Source organism: Nocardia sp. NPDC004718 (assembly GCF_053601535.1).
This window is the reverse complement of record NZ_JBSGCA010000006.1, coordinates 18880-42918: the sequence shown is the minus strand read 5'-3', so window position 1 is coordinate 42918 and position 24039 is coordinate 18880. Positions and strand designations below refer to the sequence as shown.

Sequence of the window (24039 nt, the reverse complement as noted above, 5' to 3'; positions counted from 1 at the left end):
ATGGTGAGGGGGTTGCGGTGGAACAGATCGAACTCGCCAGGATGGCGAACATGTGGTGGCGCGCTCTGCAGGCCGTCGCCGGTGGGTCCGCGTCTGTACCGGACTCCGAGCTCGCGCTCCTCGGAATGGTCGAGGAGCTGGCTTCCGGCTTGGAAGCCGAACCCTTCGACGCGAGCGTCGGCAGGCGTGTCGGCGCGTCGCTGGCCTGCGCGGGGCTGGACGACCCGGCCGTACCCAGTACGTCGGCCCAGGTCCTGTACGGGCTGGCCGAACAGGCGACGGCCCCGGAGGCCGGCCGGCGGCTCGCGGCGCTGCTCGCGGAGGTCGGTCAGGGATACGAAGCGCAGCGGCGCGCCAACGAGGACGCGCACCGATCCGATGACGAGCGGTTCCGTGTGGTGTTCGACAATGCGGCGATCGCGATCGCCATCGGTGACACCGACGGTACGTTGCTGGATGTCAACCGGGGTCTGGCCGAGATGATCGGAGTCCCGGTGGAAAGCTTGCGCGGGGTGTCGGTCTACGACTTCGCGCACCCCAACGACCGCGAGGGCATCCGCACGCTGGTGTACGAGAAACTGGTCCCGGCCGGTGCGGGCACGGTGAAACTGGAACAGCGCATCCGGCGCGCCGACGACAGCTACGGGTGGGCGTCGTTCGCCATCACCTTCGTCAAGGGCGCGGAGGGGCAGAGCGATTACCTGCTCGCGGTCGGCGAAGACGTCACCGAACAGCACCGGATGCGCGAGGAACTGCACCGGCAGGCCCGGCACGATCCGCTCACCGGACTGCCGAACCGGCGGCATCTCATCGAACGGATCGACGCGATGATCGACGAGGCGCGCAACGGCGATCGGGCGGGTTTGTGTTTCGTCGACATCGACCGCTTCAAGCACATCAACGACCGCTACGGCCATGGCACGGGCGACCAGATATTGACCGCGGTCGCCGGACGCCTGCAGGACAGTGTGCGCGGATCCGGGTGTCTGGTCGCCCGCATCGGCGGGGACGAGTTCGTCGCGCTGATCCCGCCGCCCGCCAGCGATCACCGGGTGGCCACCGTGGCGAACAGCCTGCTCGAGGCGCTGGTCGACCCGATCACGGCCGGTGACCGGCGACTACGCATGTCGATCAGCATCGGCGCGGTCGTCACCGCGGTCGCGGGCGCGGACGCCGAATCGCTGCTCGACGCGGCCGACACCGGCCTCTACCGGGCGAAGGCCGACGGCAAGGGCCGGTGGGTGTTGCACATTCTGGACACCGATACTTCGCTCGGTCCGCAACCGGTGTTGTGAGCGGCGGAAGCGATCGACCGCCGTCGGCGCGTAAGTGTCGCGGACGAGCGATGGTCGGCGTCCGCGTTCGAGCAGAGGTATCGCGGCGGGTGGCGGCGCAGGCGGCCGAGGCGCTCAGCGGGCCAGCAACCTGCGCAGGAACGCGGGCGGGATCATCGGTCGTTCCTCGTCCCAGAGGCCTTCGCGCAGGTCGTAGTCCAAGCTGTGCAGCAACGACATGATCCAGGGTCCCTCGTCGAGCAGCGGCCGGATGAGACCGGCATCGGCGTACCGGACCACCACCGGGGCCAGCTCGTCCTTGGCCGCTTCGGTCTTTCCCGCCGCCGCGAGGCAAGAGGCGAGCAGCAGCGATGCCTGGGCCGCGGCGCGGGGACGTCGATCGGGGTCGATGGAATCCCGCAGCTGACGGGCGCGCGCGGACGCGGCGGTCACCCTTTTGGCGGCTCCCGAACGCAGCAGCATGCGGATAGCGGAGTCCTCACGCATTTCCGCGGCCATCGTGGCGATACCGCCCTCTCCGGCCGGCGGTTCGGTGACGTAGGTGGCCGTCAGGCCCAGCCGGACCTGCTCGTTGGCCACGCGGGTGGCCAGGCGCGGCAGCTTCATGGCCCGCGCGACCTCGGCGCCTTCGTCCAGCCGTCGCGCGGCGGCGGCCAGGTCACCGCGCAGGGCTTTGATCCGCGCGCCGGTGGCGTAGTTGGCCATCAGCAGGTCGACCGGGCCGCCCTCGGTGCCGAGCCTGCCCGCTTCGTCCAGCAGGCGCTCGGCCGCGGCGACCTGGTCGCGTTCGTAGAGCAGCTCGCCGAGCAGGGCGCCGGCCAGGCGAGCGGCATAGGACCGCGGGCCCGACGAGGTGGTGGATATCTCGACCGCCGTACGGAAGCTGTGTTCCGCCGTGGCGATGTCGAGTTGTTCCCTGGCCGCGATGCCGACCAGGCAGTGGCTGTACATCAAGGTGAACGTGCTGCGGTTCTTCCGATAGAAGGGGGTGGCCCAGTCGTTCCACTCCCGTGCCCGCTCGTAGTCGAACTTGCTGATCGCGGAGAACGCGGCCAGGTTGGCGGCCGCGCACAGCGCCCACGGTCCCAACGTGTCGGCCCGGCTCAGGCATTTGCCGACCACGGCGTCCAGTCCTTCCGGGTGGTCGCCGAAGGCGCGCTCCACGCTCTCGATGAGGTCGGCTTCGAGCGCGACATCGGGATCGGCGGCGGGGTCGTTCTCCAGCGATGCCCGCACCAGCCGTAACGCGGCATGCAGTTCGGTGGGCCGCCGCAGCAGCGCGTGCGTCCAGGCGACACCGACTTGGAGCATCGGGCGGGAGGCGGCGATGGCGGGCGGGAGCTTGTCGAGCAGTCCCAGGAACGTGGCGAGCTGCCCGTCCTGCACCAGAGCGCGGGATTTCGCCTCGAGGAGGTCGACGGCCATGTCGCCGTCGTCGGCGGCCAGCGCGTGGTCGATGGCCTCGCTGAGCATCCTGTTGTCGCCGAACCACGAGGCCGCCTTGCAGTGCAGTTCGCGCACGCGTTCGGGATGGTCGCGTTCCAGTCGCTGGCGCAGGAACTCCGCGAACAGATGGTGGTAGCGGAACCATTCGCCGCCCTCGTCGACGCGGCGCAGGAACAGGTTACGGCGTTCGAGGTTCTCCAGGAGGGCCTGCCCGTGCGGTTCGCCGGTCAGCGCCGTGGCGAGGCTGCCGGAGATCCGTTCGGGAAGCGAGGTGGCGAGCAGGACCTCGCGCAGTTCGGGCTCGACGGTGTCGAGCACGTTCTCGGCCAGGTACTCCGCGATGGCGTGATGACGCCCGGACAGGTGAGCGATCAGCGAGGCCGGATCGGGGTGCTCACGCAGCGACAGCGAGGCCAGCTGCAAGGCCGCCGCCCAGCCCTCGGTGTAGTCGCGCAGCTCGGCGCTCTCGGTGTCGGCCAGGGTGAGACCGGTCTGCTCGGTGAGGAAGGCCTGCGCCTCCGCGGCGTCGAAACGCAGTGCGGCGGCGTCGATTTCGACGAGTTGGTGACGAACGCGCAGGGTGCCCAGCGGCAGGCCCTCCAGCGATCGGCTGGTCAGGATGATCTGCAGGTGCCGCGGCCCCTGGTCGATCAGGTAGAGCAGGGCATCGACCGCGGCGGGGTCGGTGATCCGGTCCCAGTCGTCGATCACCAGCGCGAACCGCTCGTCGCGTTCGTCGATGGCGTTGATCAGCGTGGTGAGCACGTAGCGCGCTGCGCTGGTGTCGCCCTCTTCGAGGACCGGGGCCAGGCCGGGCGCCAGTGCGGGGCTCACGCGGTTGAACGCCTCGATCAGATGGGTCAGCAACCACACCACGTTGTTGTCGTCGCGGTCGACGTTCAACCAGGCCACCGCCACTTTCTCGGTGTCGGCGAGACGCTTGGCCCACTGGGCCGCGAGCGTGCTCTTGCCGAACCCGGCCGGGGCGTGGATGACGGCGAGGCGGGGCCGCGGCTCGGTCTGCAACGCGTCGATCAGGCGTTCGCGCTGGACCAGTGGCCGAGTGGACATCGCCGGGCGGAACTTGGTCTCGGGTGTCGGCGGCGTCTTGGGGTGAGGAGTGGGAAAACGCGCGGTGGCGGTGAGCGGCCGCGTACTGAGGTCTTCGGGCGCGGGCTGCTCGCCGGTGGGCAGCGTCATGTGCTCGACCGGCATGTCGTTGCCGCGCTGGATCTCGCGCAACATCTCGCCGAAGGCGGCGGCCGAGGGCGGCCGATCCGCGGGATTGTGCGCCATGCTGGCCTCGATGGCGGCCGCGACCTCGTCGGGGATGCCGTCGAGCCGCAGGTCCGGCAGCGGATCGGCGGAGATGCGCAGGAACTGCGCGACGATCTGCTCGCCGGAACGCCGCTCGTAGGCCGCGTGGCCGGTGATCATGGCGAACAGCGTCGCGCCGAGCCCGTAGACGTCCGAGGCGACGGATGGAACGCCGGAGCGCAGCACCTCCGGGGCGGTGAACGCGGGCGAGCCGGTCACCACTCCCGTTGTGGTCTCGAATCCGCCTTCGACGCGGGCGATCCCGAAATCGGTCAGTTGCGGCTCGCCGTAGTCGGTGAGCAGGACGTTCCCCGGTTTGATGTCGCGGTGCAAGATCCCGGCCCGGTGCGCGGTCTCCAGAGCGCCAGCCAGCTTGACGGTGATCCCGATCGCCTCGGGCAACGGCAGAAAGCCTTCCCGGCGGATACGGTTCTCCAGCGAACCGTGCGAGTGATACGGCATCACCAAGTAAGGGCGTCCGCTGCGGGTGGTGCCCACTTGGAGGATCGGCACGATGTTCGGATGCCCGGACAGGGCGCCCATGGCCTGCTGCTCGCGCAGGAATCGCTCGACGTTCTCCGGCTCCAGATCCGGCCGGGCGGTGAGGACCTTGACCGCGACGCTGCGGTTCAACGCCCGCTGCCTGCAGCGGTAGACGACGCCGAACCCGCCTTTGCCGATCACTTCGGGGTCGTCGAGACCCGCGCCCTCCAGTTCCCGCTCGATACCTGGAGGTCGATCGTGCTGTGTCGCGAACGGGTCCGAACCTGCCATGGCCCTGCTCTTGTCGGCTGTCTGTGGTCCTGCGGTAGATACCCAGTTTATGCCCAGCGAACCCTTTCCCTGGTTATTACGCCTGATATAGACCATGAGGTGAGAAGGGTATTATCGCCGGTTTCGGGGGCGGGCGTGGTGTGGCTGACGCGACTCGGCAATATCTGTCCGTCGCGATGGAAGTCGCTGTCTCGCACCATTTGCCGCGAAAGTACCTTTCCGTGGCACACGTCATTGCGGGTGTGTCCGAGGCGCTATGACGTATGTCAGAATCCGCGCATGACCATCGATGTCTGGGCGCAGCATCCGACTCGGCGATTCCTCGCCCACGACATGTTCGCCTCGCTGCGGCGGTGGACCGGGGCCGTGATACCGACCGACGAGATCCCGCTGTCGTTCACTCTCGACGCGATGGATGCCGCAGGCGTCGACCGAGCGCTCATCTCGGCGTGGCACGCGCCGGAAGGCGTCCTCATCTCCAACGACGAGGTCGCGGCCTGGGTGGCCGAGGCGCCGGAGCGCCTGCTCCCTATCGCGTCGGTGGATCTGCGCAGGCCGATGGACGCGGTACGGGAACTGCGGCGCCGCGTGGACCAGGGCTTCAAGGGGCTGCGGGTGCTCCCGTGGCTGTGGGAAGTGCCGCCGACCGATCGGCGCTTCTATCCGTTGTTCGCCGCGTGCGTCGATGCCGGAATCCCGTTCTGCACGCAGGTAGGGCACACGGGACCGTTGCGGCCGTCGGAAACCGGGCGCCCCATCCCGTACATCGATCAGGTCGCGCTCGACTTCCCGGAGCTGACGATCGTCTGCGGGCATATCGGCTATCCGTGGACCGAGGAGATGATCGCGGTCGCGCGCAAGCACGAGAACGTCGTCATCGACACCTCGGCGTACACGACGAAACGCCTTCCCGCGGAACTGGTGTCGTACCTGAAGTCCGGTAGCGGCCGCCGCAAGGTGTTGTTCGGTACGAATTATCCGATGATCTTCCCGCAGCACGCGCTCGACGGCGTCGCCGCGCTCGGCCTGGACGAGGAGACTCGCGAACTGTACCTGGGCGGCAATGCCCGACGCGTTTTCGGACTGGCCGGTTGACCGACTAGCGCGGCGGCGTGTCGGCGGTGTGTTGCGCGGCGTTCCGCGGCTGGGGGCCATAGGATTCCCCGGCGCGCATCGTGAGGAGGTCGAATGCTCTGGGTTGTGCAGGTGTTCGCTGTCGCGGCCGCCTTACTCCATGTCGGCATCTTCGTCATGGAGTCCGTGCGGTTCGGCGACCCCAAGGTGTACCAGGGGGTATTCCGGGTTTCCGGAGCCGAACTGCCCGCGGCCCGGCCGTGGGCGTTCAATCAGGGTTTCTACAACCTGTTTCTCGCGGTGACGACACTGGTCGGCGTGGCCATCCTGCGGACGGTGCCCGCGGCGGGATGGGCACTGGTGCTCGCCGGGTGCGGGTCGATGCTGGCCGCCGCGGTGGTGCTGGTGGCGCACGACCGCCGGTTCGCCAGGGGCGCGGTGGTGCAGGGCGCGTTGCCGGCGCTGACTTGCTCGCCGCCGTGACCCAGCTGTGAACGTGGCCGCGTAGTCGGCGAGCGGCTGAGGATCGGTGCGACGCTTCGGTATCGGCGCGAGTGGCACGGTGCTCGGCGAGGGGCTTGCCACGTCGTAGGGAAGATCGACAGCGCACTGTCGGCTACCGAAGGCGCGCGGCGGTGGGCGAATTCGTGCGCACGGATCTGCGACCGGCGGTGGGGGCGGCCGGAACTCGGGAACGAGTGGTGGTGCTCGTCACCGCCGATCGGCACCGGAAGCACCCGATCGGTGAGCCGAAAAGGGTTGCGACCAGTCTGCTCTGAGCCTCCGCGGGCCGTAAGGAGCCCTTGACCGCAGAAATGCAGACGCAATCTTGCGTTCTTGCATCTGTACGTGCATGATCCAGCTAGCCTAGTTGTGACAACCCATCCGATGGCCGGGATAACCGAATCGAGAGCCAATTATGTTGGTACAAAGAGCGTTGGGGTCGGGTCAACTCGGAGTGCGGCGGTGAGCGCCCCGACGGTCGGCGCCTTACCGACCGCGCCGCAATTGTTGTGTGCTTTCCAGGGACGGCGTTTCCAAGATCGGGAACTGCTGCGGTCCGCACACGCACTCGCCGAGCTGCACCAGCGCCGCGCACAGGTGCTGGATGCCGCACTCATCGCCGAAATCGACTGCCGTCGCCTCGAACTGGTCGACGACATCAACGACTGGGTCGCGCAGGAGATCCCGCAGCATCGCAACGGCGCCTCGTTGCACACCGAAAGCCTGGGCGCCGTGGTGGACCGGATGGCGCGTAGCTGGGTGGATGCCAATCAAGTCATCCACGTCGAGGGCGGACGCAGCGACAATACCCATAAACATTGGTACCAACTGGCTGAACTCGTCGACGGGTACACTGACCTGGTAACCGACGTGGCCGGTGGCCGCCGCCGTTTGCCCGAACAATGAGTTCGCCGCGACGGTGGTCTCGTCCGCGATAGTGACACTGCCCCGCAGCGTCACTCGTCCGAATGGCGACGTCCCGGTGCCGAGTTCCGCTCCAGCCGGGCGCTCTTGTCGCCGGCACAGTGACGGCGGGCGCAACGGGGCGCCCCGCCCGGCGTGCCGCGTGGTCGACTGGCGCGGCACGCCCGTGACGGACTCACCCGCGTGGCAATTGTTCAGCGACTCCGACTCGGTCGCCCGCGCGCGCTGCCCGGCGGGCGCGCCGTCGGCGCAGATAACGACGGATCCGGCTCGCGCAGAAGTACACCAGCGCCAAGCCGATGATCAGCAGCACCGCCGCGATCACTGCCGCCGCCACGGGGTGGAACACCGCCAGGGTGACCACGCCCGCGACGGTCACGTCCTCGGCGGTGCTGACCACGATGTTGCTGGCGGGTTCGGGGGAGGTGTTGACGGCCATGCGCGTTCCGGCCTTCACCAGGTGGCTCACCAGCGCGGCCGTACCGCCGACCGCGCCCGCGGCGAGTTGTGGCAGCGAACCGTCCTGTCCGGCCAGCAGCGCCGCGACCACGGCTCCCGCGATCGGCCGCACCACAGTGTGTACGGCGTCCCAGAACGAGTCGAGATACGGGATCTTGTCGGCCACGGCCTCGATCAGGAACAACGCTGCCGCCGCGATCAGGACATCGGTGCGCTGCAATCCTTCCGGTACCGAATCGGTGAATCCGAACCGGCCCAGGATTCCGAGCAGCAGAACCACCGCGTAGGCGTTCACGCCGCTGGCCCAGCCTGCGGTGAAGATGAGAGGTAGTGCGGACACGCGCCCATGGTAGGGGGATCGGGAGTGCGGTGTCGGCGGCGTGATCTCGTTGCCAGGCTGCCGAGCCGGACAAGGGGTGGACTCCGCTGCCCGCCGCGGCTACCGGGTCGGGGCGACCCTACATGCTCGACCCAGAGGCAGTGCATGCCCATTCCGTACGATCACGGACCGGCAGGCTAGCCGAGGTCCCTGCGGCCCTGCTCGATGAAGTCGCTCACCAAAGAATCGAGCTTGTCGATGAAATTCATGAGCACCGTATCGAGGGCGGCGCTGTCGAGCTTCCGTTCATCGCTGTCGGAAGGGGCCGCGGTCCTGGCCGTGTATTTCTGTACGAAGGGCATGTAGTGCTTGTCCAGCAATTCTTTGGTCTCTTCGGGAAATTTGTTCAACAGGCGGATCATGTCTTCGCTGGATGTCATGCAGGCCATATAGAGAGTGGACAGGAACTTGTTCATGCGCTGGCTGAACTCGACTGTCGCGGAGCGGAACCCGTCGAGGTTGTCCACGCGAAGGAGACCGGCCATCTTTCCCGTCTGCTCCACGAAATCGAAAGTGCTCGCGATAAATTCGTAGTATGACTTTTGGCGATTCTCGCGAGTCACCTGTATCAACGCTAGTTGCTGGTCTCTGTCTGCCTTGTCGACCGTGACGTACACCGCCGCCGAGGCCGACACGATGCTGGAGATCAGCGCAGCGCACAGGGCCGCTATGAGCGCGTAGCGTCCACTTCTGGTGGTCGCGTCCGCCTCGCGGGGGTGCACGTCCTCTTGCGCGGCCGGCGCGGTCGTGGAGTTTTCATCGGACCGGTCGGGGGGGATCTCGGGCGACGAAGCCGCTTCATTTCTGTCTCGGTGCGGTGGAGAAGCTGGTTCAGTGGCCATTTTCACTCCCACCGGAGGAGGGCTTTCGGTCGACAGATGATCTTATGTGGACGGAGGACGTGGTCGGCGGAATTACTCGTTCGGGTGTCGCCTATACCGACGTGCCGGGGATGACTCGTTCCGAGGGTGTGCCTATGAGCGCGGTGCCCGTGGTCCGGCCCTGTTCCCGCAGGCCCTCGGCATCGGCGCGGTCGGCCGATTACGCTGTTCGCTATGTCTGTCCGCACGCGCAAGCCCCTCGTCCCCGGAACGCTGTCGCCCACCCGCGAAGTACCGCGCACCATCGAGCGCCCGGAATACGCGTGGAAGAAGACCGCCAACGAGGGGCGCGAGCCCTGGGTGCAGACCGCCGAGACGATCGAGAAGATGCGCATCGCGGGCAAGATCGCCGCGCAGGCGCTGGAGGAGGCGGGCAAGGCGGTCGCCCCCGGTGTGACCACCGACGAGCTGGACCGCATCGCGCACGAGTACATGTGCGACCACGGCGCCTACCCGTCGACCCTCGGTTACAAGGGTTTCCCGAAGTCGTGCTGCACCTCGCTGAACGAGGTGATCTGCCACGGCATTCCCGACTCGACCGTGATCGAGGACGGCGACATCGTCAACATCGACGTCACCGCCTACATCGACGGCGTGCACGGCGACACCAACAAGACCTTCCTCGCCGGTGACGTCGACGAGGAGGTGCGCCTGCTGGTCGAGCGGACCGAGGAGGCCACCATGCGGGCCATCAAAGCGGTGCGTCCCGGTCGGGCGCTGAACGTGATCGGTCGCGTCATCGAGTCCTATGCCAACCGTTTCGGCTACGGCGTGGTGCGCGACTTCACCGGCCACGGCGTCGGCCCGACCTTCCACAGCGGGCTCGTGGTGCTGCACTACGACCAGCCCGCGGTGGAGACCATCATCGAACCCGGCATGACGTTCACCATCGAGCCGATGATCAACCTCGGCGGCATCGACTACGAGATCTGGGACGACGGCTGGACCGTGGTGACCAAGGACCGCAAGTGGACCGCGCAGTTCGAGCACACCTTGGTCGTCACCGAGTCCGGGACCGAGATCCTGACCCTCCCGTGACCGGGGGCGGCCGTGCGCCGGAAGACCGGCCCGCGATGAAGGGCGCGCTGCTGGTCGCGGGCACGACCTCGGACGCGGGGAAGAGCGTCGTCGTAGCCGGGATCTGCCGGATGCTGGCGCGGCGTGGCGTGCGGGTCGCGCCGTTCAAGGCGCAGAACATGTCCAACAATTCCGTGGTCACGCTCGACGGCGGGGAGATCGGGCGGGCGCAGGCGTTGCAGGCTAGAGCGTGCGGACTGGAGCCGAGCGTGCGGTTCAACCCTGTCCTGCTCAAGCCCGGCAGCGACCGCCGTTCCCAGCTGGTGGTGCGGGGCAAGGCGATCGGCACCGTCGGCGCCGAGGACTACTTCCGGCATCGGCGGGAATTGCGCGATGTGGTGGCCGCGGAACTCGCCGCGCTGCGCGCCGAATTCGACGTGGTCGTCTGCGAAGGCGCCGGATCGCCCGCCGAGATCAACTTGCGCGCGACGGATCTGGCGAACATGGGCCTCGCGCGCGCGGCGGGCCTGCCGGTGCTGCTGGTCGGGGACATCGATCGCGGCGGCGTGCTCGCCCACCTGTTCGGCACCGTCGCCATCCTGGAACCCGAGGACCAGCAACTGATCTCGGGTTTCGTCGTGAACAAGTTCCGCGGCGCGGTGGAGCTGCTACAGCCGGGACTGGAGCGTCTCACCGAACTCACCGGCCGCCCCACCCTCGGTGTGCTGCCATACGCCGAAGACCTCTGGATCGATGCGGAGGACTCGCTGGGTACCCTCGCCGACGCGCCGGTGGGCCGTCCCCGGCCGCCGGTGGGCGACGAATGGCTGACCGTCGCCGCGATCCGGCTGCCGCGCATCTCCAACTCCACCGACGTCGAGGCGCTTGCCTGCGAACCGGGCGTCGCGGTGCGCTGGGTGACCGAGCCGTCCCGGCTGTCGAACGCCGATCTGGTGGTGCTGCCCGGTAGTAAGGCGACGGTGTCGGATCTGCGGTGGTTGCGGCGTACCGGCATCGCCGACGCGCTGGTGGCGCGCGCCGCCGCGGGCGGGCCGATCCTCGGCGTGTGCGGCGGATATCAGATGCTCGGCACCCGCATTCTCGACCGCGTCGAGTCCGGCGCCGGTGCGGTGGACGGACTCGGGCTGCTCGACCTGACCGTCGATTTCGCCGAGCCGAAGGTGTTGCGCCGCAGCGCGGGGCACGCGGCGGGAGTCGCCGTGCTCGGTTACGAGATCCATCACGGCCGCGTCACGCACCGCGGCGACCCGGCGTGGCTCACGATCGACGGCGAGCCGGAGGGCAGCGTTCGCGGCGCGGTGTGGGGCACCCACCTGCACGGGCTGCTCGAGTCCGACGAGTTCCGCCGCGGGTGGCTCCGCGCGGTCGCCGCCGCGGCGGGCCGGTCGGGATTCGCTGTTGCCGAGGATGTTTCGGTCGCGGGGGTGCGCGCCGCGCAACTCGATCTGCTGGCCGACCTGATCGAAGGTCACCTCGACCTCGTCGCGCTCGAGCGTCTGGTCGCCGAGGGCGCGCCCGCCGGTCTGCCGATCATGGCCACCGACGTGGTGCTCGCGAGCGACCGTATCGGTTGACGGGAACCACCCCGCGCCTTACCTTGCAGTAAGGAATTCGGCTCCAGGTAAGGCTGGGCCGAGCGAGTGCGGTCGGGTGCGAGGATGATGGCGGCGGAGAAGAGACCCAACAGCCGAGGGGGCAATGTGGTGTCGGCGACGGTGACCAGTAAGGGGCAGATCACCATCCCGATCGACGTGCGTGTGGCGATGGGATTGCGTACCGGAGTGCGGGTCGCCTTCGTCCCCACGCCCAGCGGCACCTACGAACTGGTGCCCGAAACGCGCACGATCAAGTCGCTGAAGGGCATCGTGGGCTGGTCGGGCTCGCCGATCGGCCTCGCGGAGATGAACGAGGCCATCGCGGGCAACGTGGTGGAAGGGAAGGCGCAATGATCGGCCTGGACGCGAACGTGCTGATCCGGTACCTCACCCAGGACGACCCGGAGCAGTCCGCCCGAGCCAATCAGGTGATCGACGGGCTCAGCGAGAGCAAGCCCGGCTACATCACGATGATCGTGCTCGCCGAGATCCACTGGGTGCTGCGCCGCGGCTACAAACAGGATCCCGAAGCGGTTACCGACGTGTTGCTCGGACTGCTCGATTCCAGCGAGATCGTGGTCGAGCGCGCCGACACCGTTCGCCAGGCGCTGCGCCGAGCCGCCGACGGCGCGGACTTCGCCGACGCGCTGATCCAGCAGCTCGGCCAGGAGGCCGGGTGTGACCTGACCGTCACCTTCGACCACAACGCAGGTGAGCGGGCCGGAATGCGCCTGCTCGCCTGATTCCGCTGCCCCGGACCCGCCGCCGCGGCGCCGCGAGCCGTGTAGCGTGAATCGGCATGGAATCTCGGCAGATCACGGTGGGTGACCGGGCGTGGACCGTGCGGATCGACGGACCGGAATCCCGGCACAGCGTGCTGCTGCTGCCCGACGCGGGCGAGTCGGCGGACGTCTTCGATCGGGTGTGCGCCCGCCTGCACACCTCGGATCTGCGCACCTTCGCGGTGGAGTCGATCGACGGCCTCGACGCGGCCGGTGTGACCGCGATCCTCGATGAGCTCGGGTTGCCGTGGGTCAACGTGGCCGGATGCGGCGCGGGCGCCGTGCTGGCCTGGCAGGCGTGCGCACACGGCTTCGGCCGCTTCCAGAGCCTGGTCGTGGCCGATCGCGGCCACCCGGCGACTCCCGGCGCCGACGGAACGGTAGTGGACGCGTCCACCGGTCCGGTCGAGGTGCCCACCACGCTCTTGGTGACCAAGAATCTGCCGCGCTCGGTGGCCGACACGTCGGGGCGGTTCGTCTACGGCGAATTCCGGGTGGTCGAGGTCGACGTCACCGACGTGGCCACCGAAGCCGACCACGAGCTGGCCACCGAGATCGTGCTACGCACCAGCCTCTGGTGACTTCGCGCCCTGGTAGTCCGCGAGCCAGTCGAGCCAGCTGTCGAGCTCGCGGAACGCCTGGGCCAGCGGTTCCGGGCCGGACAGGAACACGTCGTGCTTGGCGCCGTCGATCGGCACCATGTTGGTGCGGTCGCCCAGGCAGCCCGACCAGCGCTGGATCTGTTTGACGTCGAGCACCGCGTCGGCCACGGCCACGGCGGGACCGTACTGTTTGGCGAACTTGGTCATCCGGGAGCGCAGGATGAGGGAGGGTACCCCGATGTCCAGGCCCTGGTGCAGCCGCGCGTGGCCGTTGCGGATCGCGCGCAGCCAGCCGAGCCGGACCGGGAAGCCGTGCAACGGCTTCCAGTCCAGGTTGTACTCCCACTCACCCGACACCGAGTGGTGCAGGCTGTCACCGTACGTGCTGACCTTGCCGCCGGGCAGCTGGACCATCTTCCGGAACCGTCCCACGGCCTTGATGATCGGCGTTCCGATGGTCCGGTAGTACGCGGGACCCTGCAGGTCGAACCACGGGCTGTTGAGCACGACGCCGGTGATCCCCGCGGCGGCCGTTCCCTGGGCTCGGTTGAGGCGGTCCAGCCACAGCGACACGACCAGGCCGCCGGTCGAGTGGGCGTTGAGCACGACGGCAGCACCGGTCTCGGCCCGGACGATCCGCAGCGACTCCGTCAGCTCGCGGTCGTAGAAAGCGAGATCCGTCACATAGTGGGGGGTCTGCCCATCACGCAGCGACCGCCCGCATTTGCGCAGGTCGAGAGCATAGAACTGGAACCCGCGCGCGGTGAAGTGCTCGGCGAGGTGCTCTTGGAAGAAGTAATCGGTGAAGCCATGGACGTAGAGCACCGCGCCCGCGGTCTGCTCGACGTCGCCGGAGGGGACGTAGCGCACCAGCGTGGCGACCACCTCGCCCTCGCCGTCGGGGTCGGGACCGAGGTCCAGCGTGCGCTGCTGATAGTGCGGGCCGAGGACGTCGGGGCGCCAGCCTGCGCCATCCGGGGAGGTGCTGACCGGCTCGGCAAGCGACTGTTCGTTCGTCACGCGACCAATCTATTGGACGGTGTCGAACGCGGACAGTCCGCAGCCGCCGCCCGGCCGCCGAAGTGACGACCGTCTCTGTCGCATTCCGCACATTCCGCAGGTTCGCTGCGGGGTGGCGGCGTGGTGAGGTGCACAATTGGGCTTAGGTGAACGGCGGGTAACCTGACTCCCGCCAAGCCGTTCGGAACCGGCGGACGCCGGAACCGAGCCACAACTACACCGTGCCCAGGCTGGTCCACCCGCCCGGTGGGCCCGCGCAGACAAGGAAGTCGATCTACCCGTGCCGAACGCTGCCATGACTGAAAAGACCGATGTAGTACTCATCGGTGCCGGCATCATGAGTGCCACCCTCGGCGCGCTGCTGCGGCAGCTGCAGCCGGACTGGTCGATCTCCCTGTTCGAGCGGCTCGACGCCGCCGCCGCGGAGAGCAGCGATCCGTGGAACAACGCGGGCACCGGACACTCGGCGCTGTGCGAGCTGAACTACAGCCCGCAGCTGCCCGACGGCTCGGTGGACATCTCCAAGGCCGTCGACATCAACGAGCGCTTCCAGGTCTCCCGCCAGTTCTGGTCCTACGGCGTGGAGAACGGCATCCTGGGCGATCCGTCCGGCTTCATCAACCCCATCCCGCACGTCAGCTTCGTGCACGGCGCCGACAACGTGCAGTACCTGCGCAAGCGGTACGAGGCGCTGGCGCCGCACCCGCTGTTCGAGGGCATGGAGTACATCGACAGCCCCGACGAGTTCTCCCGCCGCCTGCCGCTGATGGCGCGCGGGCGCGACTTCTCCGATCCGATCGCGTTGAACTGGACCGACGGCGGCACCGACATCGACTTCGGCTCGCTCACCCAGGAACTGCTCGCCTACCTCGGCGCCTCCGGCGCCGACCTGGCCTTCGGGCACGAGGTGCGTGACCTGTCCAAGCAGTCCGACGGCTCCTGGCTGGTCACGGTCCGCAATGTACGCACCCGGGAAAGTCGCACGCTGAGCAGCAAATTCGTCTTCGTCGGCGCGGGCGGCGGCGCGCTGCCGCTGCTGCAGAAGGCGAATATCAAGGAAGCGAAGGGCTTCGGCGGGTTCCCGGTGAGCGGTCAGTTCTTCCGCTGCGTGAACCCGGCGCTGATCAACCAGCACGAGGCCAAGGTGTACGGCAAGGCCGCGGTCGGCGCTCCGCCGATGTCGGTGCCGCACTTGGACACTCGCGTCATCAAGGGCAAGCCTGGCCTGCTGTTCGGCCCGTACGCGGGCTGGACGCCGAAGTTCCTCAAGGACGGCAAGAACACCGACCTGTTCAAGTCGGTGCGGCCGAACAACATCTTCTCGCTGCTCGGCGTCGGCGTCACCGAACTCGGCCTGACCAAGTACCTGGTCAGCGAGCTGCTGAAGTCGGAGGCGGGCAAGGTGATCACCCTGTCGGAGTTCATCCCGCGCGCCGAGGCCAAGGACTGGGAGCTGATCACCGCGGGCCAGCGCGTGCAGGTGATCCGGCGCAAGGGCGCGGGTGGCGTGCTCGAGTTCGGCACCGCCGTGATCGCCGCCCAGGACGGCACGATCGCCGGTCTGCTCGGTGCGTCTCCGGGCGCCTCCACCTGCGTGACCGCCATGCTGGACGTGCTGCAGCGGTGCTTCCCGCAGGAGTACGCCGAATGGACGCCGAAGCTGAAGGAGATGGTGCCCTCGCTGGGCATCAAGCTCTCGGAGGACCCGGCGCTGTTCCACGAAGTGTGGGATTGGACCTCCAAGGCGCTCAACCTCGTCGACGGCGGGGACAACACGCCGAGACGTGCAGGGGTCGCGGCGAACGCCTAGGTTGTGATAGCAAGGCGCGATGATGTCAACGGTTGCTCTCAAACGCTCCTGGGCGCAGGATCTCGATACCGCGACGCTCTACCAGCTGTTGAAACTTCGCGTCGAAGTCTTCGTCGTCGAACAGAAGTGCGCGTACCCCGAGCTGGACGGGAAGGATCTGCTTCCCGAGACCCGGCACTTCTGGCTCGATGACGAGGGCGAGGTCATCGCCACGCTGCGGTTGTGCGAAGAGCACCGCGACGGTGTGAAGAGCTTCCGCATCGGCAGGCTCTGCACCGCCGCTCCCGCTCGCGGACACGGGTACACCACGCGACTGCTGCAGGCGGCGCTGGCCGAGGTGGGCTCGGCGACGGTGCGACTGAGCGCGCAGAGCTACCTGATCGACCTGTACACCAAGCACGGCTTCAAGGTCGACGGCCCGGAGTTCGAGGAAGACGGCATCGCGCACGTGCCGATGCGCAGGGGAGGCGAGTAGCCACTCCATCCGCCATTCGCACCCGCTCCGGATGTCTCCGGGGCGGGTGCGGCGCTTTCGGGGCCCGCCCGCATCGGTTCTGAATCGAAGGGCCCTGTCGGATGAGTGCGGGCGCGCCCTTAGAGTTGGGGCGTGTCCCTGTCCCATGCCGAAACAGTGCCTACGTCCGATCAGCGCGGCCGAACACTTTCCACCTCGGACGGTGAGGCGGGATTTCCCTTCTCGGCGGTGGTCGGGCAGGAACGGCTGCAACTGGCGCTGATTCTCTGCGCGGTGCATCCCGGTATCGGCGGCGTGCTGGTGCGCGGCGAGAAGGGCACCGCGAAATCGACCGTGGTGCGCGCGCTGGCGCAGTTGCTGCCGCCGGTGGTGGACGAGACCGGCGCACGGCCCGCTCGCTTGGTGGAGTTGCCGGTGGGCGCGACCGAGGACCGCGTGGTCGGCTCGCTGGACTTGGAGCGGGTGCTGCGCGACGGGGAGCAGGCGTTCCGTCCCGGCCTGCTGGCCGCCGCCCATCACGGTGTGCTGTACGTCGACGAGGTCAATCTGCTGCACGACCATCTGGTGGACGTGCTGCTGGACGCCGCGGCGATGGGCCGGGTGCACATCGAGCGCGACGGTGTGTCGCATTCGCACCCCGCGCGATTCGTTCTGGTAGGCACCATGAATCCAGAAGAGGGTGAGCTGCGTCCCCAGCTGCTGGACCGATTCGGCCTGACCGTGGACGTGGCCGCCTCCCGGGACGTGGACGTGCGCATGGCGGTGGTGCGCCGCAGGCTGGACTACGAGGCCGACCCGGCCCGATTCGCCGCCGGGTACGCCGAGGCCGACCAGGAAGTGGCCGAACGGATTCTCGCCGCTCGCGACCGGCTGGGACAGGTGGCGCTCGACGATGTGGAGCTGCGCCGGATCGCCGCGCTGTGCGCCGCGTTCGACGTCGACGGCATGCGCGCCGACCTGGTCGTCGCGCGCACCGCGACAGCGCATGCCGCATGGCGCGGCGGCGACGCGGTGACCGAGGACGACGTGCGGGTGGCCGCCGAACTGGCGTTGCCGCACCGGCGCAGGCGCGATCCGTTCGACGAGCCCGGCATCAGCGAGCAACAACTCGACGACGCGATGCGCGACGCCGCCGCGGAGGCGCAACGCGAGCAGCCGTCGTCCGCGCAGCAGGACACCGGGGAGGCCGACGGAGCGGTGACTGACGACGAAAGACGGGCTCGTCCCGGGGACGACCCGGACGACCCCCTACCGCCGGAAGGTCCGGGCGGAGGTCATGAAGACCCGTCGCCGCCGGACGGTCCGGGCGGCGGCCGTTCGGGTGAAGGCCGCACCGGCACACCGGTTTCCGCTGGTGCGCGGACCCCGCGCTGGGAAGTGCCCGGAGTCGGCGAGGGCGCTCCGGGGCGCCGCTCACGCGCGGAGTCCCGGCACGGGCGAGCGGTGCGTTCCAGCACCGACACCTCCTCGGGGCTGCACCTGCTCGGCACCGTGTTCGCGGCCGCGCCGCATCAGCATGCGCGCGGGCGGGCCGCCGGGCCGTTGCGGCTGGCCGCCGAGGACCTCCGTGGTGCGTATCGGGAAGGCCGCGAGGGGAATCTGGTCGTGTTCGTCGTCGACGCGTCCGGCTCGATGGCCGCCCGCGACCGGTTGTCCGCGGTCACCGGCGCGGTCGTCACGCTGCTGCGCGATGCCTACCAGCGCCGCGACAAGGTCGCCGTCGTCACCGTGCGGGGGGCGGAGGCCGAACTCGTGCTGCCGCCCACCTCGTCGGTCGACATCGCGGTGCGCCGGTTGTCCGGGATGCGCACGGGCGGGAAGACGCCGCTGGCCGCCGGCCTGCTGAAGGCGCGCGAGATAGTGCTGCGCGAGCGGGTGCGGGATCCGCGCCGCAGGCCCATGCTGGTGCTGCTCACCGATGGTCGCGCCACCGGCGGCGCGGACCCGGTTCCCCGCGCCCGCGCCGCGGCCCGCTTGCTCGCCAGGGACGCGGTCACCGCGATCGTGGTCGACTGCGAACGCGGCATGATCCGCCTCGGTCTCGCCGCGGATCTGGCTCGCGACCTGCGCGGCGGATATCTGCGGTTGGCCGAGCTGACCGGCGATTCGGTCGCCGATGTCGTGCGGTCGAGTTCCGCACGCCCCAGCGGCGCGGTTCGAGCGGCGTGACCACGACTTCCGATCGGCGTGTCCGCTGCGAGCAGCTCGGCGGCGCTCGCCCGGTGGGCGGCGCGGTCGGTCGAACGAGCACGCGCCCCTTCGGTTCGTGCCGGTTGCGTGAGGTCGTGGCTTCCGGCCAGGACACGCTGTAGGTCGGAGTGATCCGAGAGCAAGGAGATTCGATGCCCAAGGGTGTTCCCGAAACCGTTCCCGACGACGGGCTGACCACGCGGCAGCGGCGCAACCAGCCGGTGCTCGCCGTGCACACGGGGCCGGGCAAGGGCAAGTCGACGGCCGCGTTCGGGATGGCGCTGCGGGCCTGGAACCAAGGTTTCGACGTCGCGGTGTTCCAATTCGTGAAGAGCGCCAAGTGGAAGGTCGGGGAGGAAGCCGCCTTCCGCGCTCTCGGCACACTGCACGAGCAGACCGGCGCGGGCGGGCCGGTCGAATGGCACAAGATGGGCGAGGGCTGGTCCTGGACCCGCAAGCAGGGCACCGAAGACGACCACGCCGCGGCCGCGCTGGCGGGCTGGCAGGAGATCGCCCGCCGCCTGAAAACCGAACAACACCGTTTCTACGTCCTCGACGAATTCACCTACCCCCTCAAATGGGGCTGGGTGGACACCGCAGAAGTAGTCGAAACCCTCCGCACCCGCCCCGGAAACCAACACGTCGTCATCACCGGCCGCGACGCGCCCCAACCCCTCCTCGAAGCCGCCGACCTGGTCACCGAAATGACCAAACTCAAACACCCCATGGATGCGGGCCGCAAAGGCCAACGAGGCATCGAATGGTGATTTCCGCGAGTGGCACATGGCTGCGGCGAATCGCGAGAGGGCCGCGCGAGGGTGTGCCACTCGCGAAGCGGAGGTGGGAATGAGAGCCGTTGTGGTGGCGGCGCCGGCGTCGGGGAGCGGGAAGACGACGGTGGCGACCGGGTTGGTGGGGGCGTTGCGCCGGGTGGGGCATCGGGTGGCGCCGTTCAAGGTGGGGCCGGATTACATCGATCCGGGATATCACGGGTTGGCGGCGGGGCGGCCGGGGAGGAATCTAGATCCGGTGCTGGTGGGGGAGGAACGGGTTGTGCCGTTGTACCAGCACGGCGCGCGGGGGTGCGATCTCGCCGTGGTCGAGGGCGTGATGGGGCTGTTCGACGGGCGGATCGATGAACACTATTCCGGTGCGGTGGCGGAGGGTTCGACGGCGCAGGTCGCGGCCCTGCTCGGGGCGCCGGTGGTGCTGGTGGTCGACGCGCGCGGGCACAGCCAGAGCCTGGCGGCGCTGCTGCACGGATTCGCGACCTTCGACAGCGGCGTCCGGCTCGGCGGTGTGATCCTGAATCGGGTCGGCAGCGAACGGCACGAGCAAGTGCTGCGGGCCGCCTGCGATCGCGTCGGGTTGCCGGTGCTCGGGTCGTTGCCGCGCCTGGCCGAACTCGAGGTGCCTTCCCGGCATCTCGGCTTGATCCCGGCCGTGGAACACGGTTCGGCCGCGACAGCGGCGGTGGCGGCGATGACGGACCTCGTCGCCGCGCATGTGGACCTGCGCGCCGTCGCCGCACTCGCTCGCTCGTCGGTGGCGGGACCCGCGTGGGATCCCGTCGCGGCCGTGCGTGGGCTCGAAGGGGTAGAGGACACCGCGGCGTCGCTCGGTGAAGGCGGTGACATGGTGGCGTCGACGTCTGCCGCCGGTGATCGGGACTCGCGCGTCTCCACGGAGCCCGGTGGTATCTCGCGAGCCGACGAAAGCGCGGACGGCGCGATCGTCATCGGTGGCCCCGCCGATCGGGAGGGTCCGCTGATCGCCGTGGCGGGTGGCCCGGCGTTCACGTTCGGCTATGCCGAGCACCGCGAGTTGCTGACGGCCGCGGGGTCGCAAGTGGTCGTCTTCGATCCGCTGCACGACGAATTGCCCGCCGGGTCAGCGGGATTGGTGCTGCCAGGTGGCTTCCCCGAGGAGCACGCCGCGGCGCTGGCCGCCAATTCCGGCCTGTTGCGGGCGGTGGCCGAAGCCGCCCGCGACGGGATGCCGGTTCATGCCGAATGCGCCGGGCTGCTGTATCTGACCCGTTCGCTGGACGGGCACCCCATGGCCGGGGTGGTGGAGGCCGACGCCGCGTTCGGGCCGCGCCTGACGCTCGGTTACCGAGACGCCGTCGCGCTCGCCGACTCGCTGTTGTGGCGGGCCGGGGAACGGGTCCGTGGGCACGAATTCCACCGCACGCGCCTGGTGTCCGCGCCGACACCGAATCCGGCGTGGGGATGGCGCGGAAGCGCGGGAGAGCGCGTCCAGGAAGGGGCGCTCAGCGGCAACGTGCATGCCTCGTACCTGCATACCCATCCGGCGGGGAATCCCCGGGCGGTGCGTCGATTCGTCACGGAGACAGCCCGTTTCGCGAGTTCCCGTGCCGTCCGCTGAGGTCGTCGTCGGCATCGGCCTGCGACCGCTCACTTCGGCCCGCACGATTCGCGCTGCCCTGCACGAGGGCGTGGGCGACCATCGGATCGTGTGCCTCGCCACCATCACGCGGCGCTCCGCCGAACCCGGACTGCGCACGGTCGCCGCTGACCTCCGGGTGCCGCTACGGTCCTACTCCGCCGACGAACTGGTGGCGGTCACCGTCCCGAACCCGGGAGACCGGACGCGTGCCGCCATCGGCACGGCAAGCGTCGCGGAGGCCGCGGCGCTGCTCGCCGCCGAAGGCGGGCCGCTGGTGCTGCCCAAGCGCGTCGTGCACGGCGTGGTGCTCGCGGCAGCGCTGTACGAGCGGTAGAGCCGTTCGACCGGTTGCACGGACTTCCGCGCGATCGCCGCATGGATGCGGGCCGTCTACTCGGCTCCTGATCGAGCGATGTGCGCCAACTGCACCTCGTCAGCCCCGCGGCCGACCGCGCGAGCGGAACTCACGGATCGCGAGGTCCGCCCGCGTCTCGACGTATGAACGACCTCCGGACGGGGTCATTGGGATGGTCGCGCCGCAGGCCGGTCACTGCGCGAATGCGGCGCCGGCGCCGCTGGACACTCGCTCCTGGCGGAAGATCCCACAAGGTGCTCGGGATGCTCCGGCGGCGAGGCGACCGCCGTCCCGGTCCGTTGACGCGGCGGAGCGCAGCACCACGCGAAGGCCGCTCCGGCCCCTGTTTCAGGGTGCGACCGAGCCCCAGTCGGCGAAGCCGGTCGGGTCGTGGCGGCCGATGCTGGCGTGCTCGAACAGGCCCCAGCCTTCGGCGTCGCCGCAGCGGGCGCGGGCCACGTGGTCGGTGACGCCGTAGGGGATGCGGGCGGCGATCCCCGGGTCGGTGAGGTCGTAGCGGCTGGAGGAGGACCAGCCGCGGCCCTTCCACTGGCCGTGCTGCCAGTCGGGATCGCCGCCGTAGCCGCACCCGACGTGCAAGGGAACGCCCGTGCCCGGCGTGATCTCGATCTCCAGGGGTTTGCCGTCCGGCGTGGTCAGCTCCAGTCGCGCCCCGACGGGAAGCCTGGTGCCGGAACGATAGTCGATGGCGATGCGGGGCCAGCCGAGCTGTTCGGTGCGTCCGTCCGGCCAGATCCGGGTCGCGTCGTTGAGGGTGCGCCTGCCGTCCGGCTCCTCCTGCACGATGACCACGACGGCGAAGTCGTCGAACCGCAGCGGCACGTACAGCCACCAGAATCCGCCCGACGGCTCGGCGGCCGCGCGTCCGGGCGGCTCGGTCTCGCCGACCGGGCGGATGCCCCACGAGCGATCCCTCGTCCCGGTCCACACCGCCGGGTCGACCGTGATGTCGTCGCCGTCCACGCGCAGCGTTCCCGCCCACGACCCGACCTGTGCGAATCGGGACGCGTCGATGATCGGCCGGTTGCCCGCGAGGATCAGGTGCGGTTGTTCCTGCACGGCGGGGAAGGCCCCGGTCCAGGTCAGGTCGAAGCCGAGATCGTCGTGCTCGCAGACCACCCGGATGCGCCGCAGCGGTTCGATCACTTCGACACGGTAGCCGCCGACGCGCTGGTCGAGGCTCCGGTCGCCGAGCGCGTCGGAGAAGCGCACCGCGCGCACCGTGTCGCCGCGCCGGACGGCGGCGTAGGCGTCGGTCACCCCCAGGTTGGGGTACACGCCGAGACCGGTGATCAGGAACGTGCCGCCGTCGCGGTCGTGGGCGTTGAAGTAGCTGCGGTCGTAGAAATTCCGATCGCTACTGGCCACCCGCGCCAGCGACAACGGGGTCTGGTGGATCGGGTACTCGTCCAAGGGCACAGGCATGATCAGTCCCATTCGTAGGTTCCGTCGAGCAGCGCTTCCAGGCTTGCCCGGTGCATGACGTAGTCGTCGCGGTCCGGCGTGTCGGTGTCCTCGCCGAAGTGGATCATCCTGCGTTTCACCCGCGCCATCACGATCGCGTGCCGCAGCGCGGCGTACACGAGGTAGAAATCGAGATCGCGCACCGAGTAGCCGGTCAGCTCCTCGTATTTCGACACCACGTCGTCGCGGCGGAGGAAATCGGGGAGCCCCGGCTGCCCGAAGCGGGTGGCCAGGTCCTGGAAGAACCGGTGGATGAAGATCACCCACCCCAGGTCGAGTTCCCGCGGCCCGAGGGCGGCCATCTCCCAGTCCAGCACCGCCACCGGGTCGAATTCGCGGTAGATGATGTTGCCCGGGCGGGCGTCGCCCCAAGTGAGCACATCCGGACCGGGGTCGGCGGGCCAGTGCTCCTCCAGCCAGGTGAAACTCCGCTCGATGAGCGGGATCTCATAGCCGTCGTCCGCGAGCCCCCACCGGTACCAGGAGCGCTGCGCGGCGACGTGCCTGCGCAGCGAGTCGCCCGGCCCGCTCAGCATCGGGAAGTGCGCCGCCGGGTCGGGGATGCCGTGGACCTTCGCGATCACCTCGACGGTGTTGTGGGTGAGCCGAAGGCGGTCGGCGGGATCGGCATCGAACAGCCAGCCGATGAACACGTACGGCGGGTTGTCCGTCGGCACCCGTCCGTCCACCCGCCGCATGACGAAGAACGGTGCGCCGAGCGGCTTTTCGTCGTTCTCCAGCCAGCACAGGCCCGGCACCGGCACGTCGGTGGCCGCGGCGACGCCGGCCATCACCTGGTACTGGGTGGTCAGGTCGTAGGTCTCGAAGACCGGGAACGATCCGGCCTCGGGCGCCATCCGCGCCACGAACGACCCGCGCTCCGCCCGACCCCCGGTGGTCCATTCGGCGTCGAACAGGATCGAGGTGCTGGACATGCCGCCGGACTGCGGACGCGACAGATCCGAGATGCGCGGCAACTCGTCCGCGGCGACCTTCGTGTTCAGCCAGCGCGCCAGGTCCCCGGCGAGCGTGTCCAGGTCGCGTTCGCTGACGGTCAGCTGCTGTCGCTGTGCCGGGTCCGGATCGTCGGTCATCGTTGTCCTCCTGACACGTGCGGCCCGGGTGCACCGCTGGCGGTGCGCCGGGATACGCGACTGTAACGCGTTCTAGTTATTGACGGGCCGGAACCGGGAACGAATCCCGGCGCCGCTCGGTGCGGCGGGCA

The 24039-nt window shown here is 69.1% G+C and carries 22 protein-coding genes; 16 read left to right on the top strand and 6 right to left on the bottom strand.

The annotated features are described in order from the left end of the window. The first annotated feature begins 17 nt into the window (after positions 1-17). Positions 18-1295, top strand: a complete 1278-nt coding sequence (locus tag ACWEH3_RS06585) for a diguanylate cyclase domain-containing protein (protein ID WP_450019205.1) — start codon at positions 18-20, stop codon at positions 1293-1295. Positions 1296-1409: 114 nt separating this feature from the next. Here ACWEH3_RS06585 and ACWEH3_RS06580 read toward each other — a convergent pair whose 3' ends face one another. Then, a complete protein-coding gene (locus ACWEH3_RS06580) occupies positions 1410-4832 on the bottom strand; it encodes a protein kinase domain-containing protein (RefSeq protein WP_450019203.1) in 3423 nt (1140 codons plus the stop codon). 279 nt (positions 4833-5111) lie between these two features. On the opposite strand from ACWEH3_RS06580, the gene ACWEH3_RS06575 reads away from it, so the two are divergent. The 4 genes from ACWEH3_RS06575 (at position 5112) to ACWEH3_RS06560 (ending at position 7316) form a co-directional block, all read left to right on the top strand. Continuing rightward, a complete protein-coding gene (locus ACWEH3_RS06575) occupies positions 5112-5927 on the top strand; it encodes an amidohydrolase family protein (RefSeq protein ID WP_450019201.1) in 816 nt (271 codons plus the stop codon). Positions 5928-6020: 93 nt separating this feature from the next. Then, positions 6021-6389, top strand: coding sequence for a DUF1304 domain-containing protein (locus ACWEH3_RS06570; protein ID WP_450019199.1), 369 nt, complete (start codon positions 6021-6023; stop codon positions 6387-6389). 152 nt (positions 6390-6541) lie between these two features. Next, on the top strand, positions 6542-6685 hold the full coding sequence (locus ACWEH3_RS06565) for a hypothetical protein (protein ID WP_450019197.1): 144 nt from the start codon (positions 6542-6544) through the stop codon (positions 6683-6685). Between the two features lie 271 nt (positions 6686-6956). Next, positions 6957-7316, top strand: coding sequence for a DUF4254 domain-containing protein (locus ACWEH3_RS06560; RefSeq protein ID WP_450019280.1), 360 nt, complete (start codon positions 6957-6959; stop codon positions 7314-7316). A gap of 193 nt (positions 7317-7509) precedes the next feature. On the opposite strand, the gene ACWEH3_RS06555 is transcribed toward ACWEH3_RS06560, so the two are convergent. Both ACWEH3_RS06555 and ACWEH3_RS06550 read right to left on the bottom strand, forming a co-directional pair. Then, a complete protein-coding gene (locus tag ACWEH3_RS06555) occupies positions 7510-8133 on the bottom strand; it encodes a DUF4126 domain-containing protein (protein ID WP_450019195.1) in 624 nt (207 codons plus the stop codon). 176 nt (positions 8134-8309) lie between these two features. After that, positions 8310-9014 (bottom strand): hypothetical protein, encoded by a 705-nt coding sequence (locus ACWEH3_RS06550; RefSeq protein WP_450019193.1) that lies wholly within the window; start codon positions 9012-9014, stop codon positions 8310-8312. 213 nt (positions 9015-9227) lie between these two features. On the opposite strand from ACWEH3_RS06550, the gene map reads away from it, so the two are divergent. The 5 genes from map to ACWEH3_RS06525 all read left to right on the top strand — a co-directional run bounded on the left by map (position 9228) and on the right by ACWEH3_RS06525 (position 13049). After that, positions 9228-10091 (top strand): type I methionyl aminopeptidase, encoded by an 864-nt coding sequence (gene map, locus ACWEH3_RS06545; RefSeq protein ID WP_450019191.1) that lies wholly within the window; start codon positions 9228-9230, stop codon positions 10089-10091. A gap of 35 nt (positions 10092-10126) precedes the next feature. Beyond that, entirely contained in the window at positions 10127-11665 is a 1539-nt protein-coding gene (locus ACWEH3_RS06540) for a cobyric acid synthase (protein ID WP_450019278.1), read from the top strand. A 141-nt stretch (positions 11666-11806) separates the two neighbouring features. Then, positions 11807-12040, top strand: coding sequence for an AbrB/MazE/SpoVT family DNA-binding domain-containing protein (locus tag ACWEH3_RS06535; RefSeq protein ID WP_355070037.1), 234 nt, complete (start codon positions 11807-11809; stop codon positions 12038-12040). After that, the gene (locus ACWEH3_RS06530; RefSeq protein ID WP_195149221.1) at positions 12037-12429 is read left to right on the top strand and encodes a PIN domain-containing protein; all 393 of its coding nucleotides are present in this window, start codon (positions 12037-12039) and stop codon (positions 12427-12429) included. The genes ACWEH3_RS06535 and ACWEH3_RS06530 overlap by 4 nt, the downstream gene beginning before the upstream one ends. Before the next feature lie 56 nt (positions 12430-12485). Beyond that, positions 12486-13049, top strand: coding sequence for an alpha/beta fold hydrolase (locus ACWEH3_RS06525; protein WP_450019187.1), 564 nt, complete (start codon positions 12486-12488; stop codon positions 13047-13049). On the opposite strand, the gene ACWEH3_RS06520 is transcribed toward ACWEH3_RS06525, so the two are convergent. Next, on the bottom strand, positions 13029-14090 hold the full coding sequence (locus tag ACWEH3_RS06520) for an alpha/beta hydrolase (RefSeq protein WP_450019185.1): 1062 nt from the start codon (positions 14088-14090) through the stop codon (positions 13029-13031). The two genes, ACWEH3_RS06525 and ACWEH3_RS06520, sit on opposite strands and share 21 nt — an antisense overlap. 295 nt (positions 14091-14385) lie before the next feature. On the opposite strand from ACWEH3_RS06520, the gene mqo reads away from it, so the two are divergent. The 6 genes from mqo (at position 14386) to ACWEH3_RS06490 (ending at position 21308) form a co-directional block, all read left to right on the top strand. Beyond that, positions 14386-15900, top strand: a complete 1515-nt coding sequence (mqo, locus tag ACWEH3_RS06515; RefSeq protein WP_450019183.1) for a malate dehydrogenase (quinone) — start codon at positions 14386-14388, stop codon at positions 15898-15900. Between the two features lie 19 nt (positions 15901-15919). Next, positions 15920-16375, top strand: coding sequence for a GNAT family N-acetyltransferase (locus tag ACWEH3_RS06510; RefSeq protein ID WP_379251410.1), 456 nt, complete (start codon positions 15920-15922; stop codon positions 16373-16375). Positions 16376-16531: 156 nt separating this feature from the next. Then, positions 16532-18544, top strand: coding sequence for a VWA domain-containing protein (locus ACWEH3_RS06505; protein WP_450019276.1), 2013 nt, complete (start codon positions 16532-16534; stop codon positions 18542-18544). Positions 18545-18717: 173 nt separating this feature from the next. After that, entirely contained in the window at positions 18718-19332 is a 615-nt protein-coding gene (gene cobO / locus ACWEH3_RS06500; RefSeq protein WP_450019181.1) for a cob(I)yrinic acid a,c-diamide adenosyltransferase, read from the top strand. Positions 19333-19411: 79 nt separating this feature from the next. Continuing rightward, complete coding sequence (locus ACWEH3_RS06495) at positions 19412-20953, top strand: cobyrinate a,c-diamide synthase (protein ID WP_450019179.1); 1542 nt, start codon at positions 19412-19414, stop codon at positions 20951-20953. Then, complete coding sequence (locus ACWEH3_RS06490) at positions 20940-21308, top strand: cobalamin biosynthesis protein (RefSeq protein WP_450019177.1); 369 nt, start codon at positions 20940-20942, stop codon at positions 21306-21308. Before ACWEH3_RS06495 ends, ACWEH3_RS06490 begins: the two co-directional genes overlap by 14 nt. 369 nt (positions 21309-21677) lie before the next feature. Here ACWEH3_RS06490 and ACWEH3_RS06485 read toward each other — a convergent pair whose 3' ends face one another. Further along, positions 21678-22775: a hypothetical protein gene (locus ACWEH3_RS06485; RefSeq protein ID WP_450019175.1), complete on the bottom strand. Its 1098-nt coding sequence runs from the start codon at positions 22773-22775 to the stop codon at positions 21678-21680. Positions 22776-22777: 2 nt separating this feature from the next. Continuing rightward, positions 22778-23908: a phosphotransferase family protein gene (locus tag ACWEH3_RS06480; RefSeq protein WP_450019173.1), complete on the bottom strand. Its 1131-nt coding sequence runs from the start codon at positions 23906-23908 to the stop codon at positions 22778-22780. Between the last annotated feature and the right edge of the window lie 131 nt (positions 23909-24039).

What these genes read in the sequence shown, in the direction of transcription:
- ACWEH3_RS06580 (WP_450019203.1), bottom strand. Translation starts at nt 4,832, where the DNA reads ATGGCAGGTTCGGACCCGTTCGCGACACAGCACGATCGACCTCCAGGT.
- ACWEH3_RS06575 (WP_450019201.1), top strand. Translation starts at nt 5,112, where the DNA reads ATGACCATCGATGTCTGGGCGCAGCATCCGACTCGGCGATTCCTCGCC.
- ACWEH3_RS06570 (WP_450019199.1), top strand. Translation starts at nt 6,021, where the DNA reads ATGCTCTGGGTTGTGCAGGTGTTCGCTGTCGCGGCCGCCTTACTCCAT.
- ACWEH3_RS06550 (WP_450019193.1), bottom strand. Translation starts at nt 9,014, where the DNA reads ATGGCCACTGAACCAGCTTCTCCACCGCACCGAGACAGAAATGAAGCG.
- map (WP_450019191.1), top strand. Translation starts at nt 9,228, where the DNA reads ATGTCTGTCCGCACGCGCAAGCCCCTCGTCCCCGGAACGCTGTCGCCC.
- ACWEH3_RS06540 (WP_450019278.1), top strand. Translation starts at nt 10,127, where the DNA reads ATGAAGGGCGCGCTGCTGGTCGCGGGCACGACCTCGGACGCGGGGAAG.
- ACWEH3_RS06530 (WP_195149221.1), top strand. Translation starts at nt 12,037, where the DNA reads ATGATCGGCCTGGACGCGAACGTGCTGATCCGGTACCTCACCCAGGAC.
- ACWEH3_RS06525 (WP_450019187.1), top strand. Translation starts at nt 12,486, where the DNA reads ATGGAATCTCGGCAGATCACGGTGGGTGACCGGGCGTGGACCGTGCGG.
- mqo (WP_450019183.1), top strand. Translation starts at nt 14,386, where the DNA reads ATGACTGAAAAGACCGATGTAGTACTCATCGGTGCCGGCATCATGAGT.
- ACWEH3_RS06510 (WP_379251410.1), top strand. Translation starts at nt 15,920, where the DNA reads ATGATGTCAACGGTTGCTCTCAAACGCTCCTGGGCGCAGGATCTCGAT.
- cobO (WP_450019181.1), top strand. Translation starts at nt 18,718, where the DNA reads ATGCCCAAGGGTGTTCCCGAAACCGTTCCCGACGACGGGCTGACCACG.
- ACWEH3_RS06495 (WP_450019179.1), top strand. Translation starts at nt 19,412, where the DNA reads ATGAGAGCCGTTGTGGTGGCGGCGCCGGCGTCGGGGAGCGGGAAGACG.
- ACWEH3_RS06485 (WP_450019175.1), bottom strand. Translation starts at nt 22,775, where the DNA reads ATGCCTGTGCCCTTGGACGAGTACCCGATCCACCAGACCCCGTTGTCG.
- ACWEH3_RS06480 (WP_450019173.1), bottom strand. Translation starts at nt 23,908, where the DNA reads ATGACCGACGATCCGGACCCGGCACAGCGACAGCAGCTGACCGTCAGC.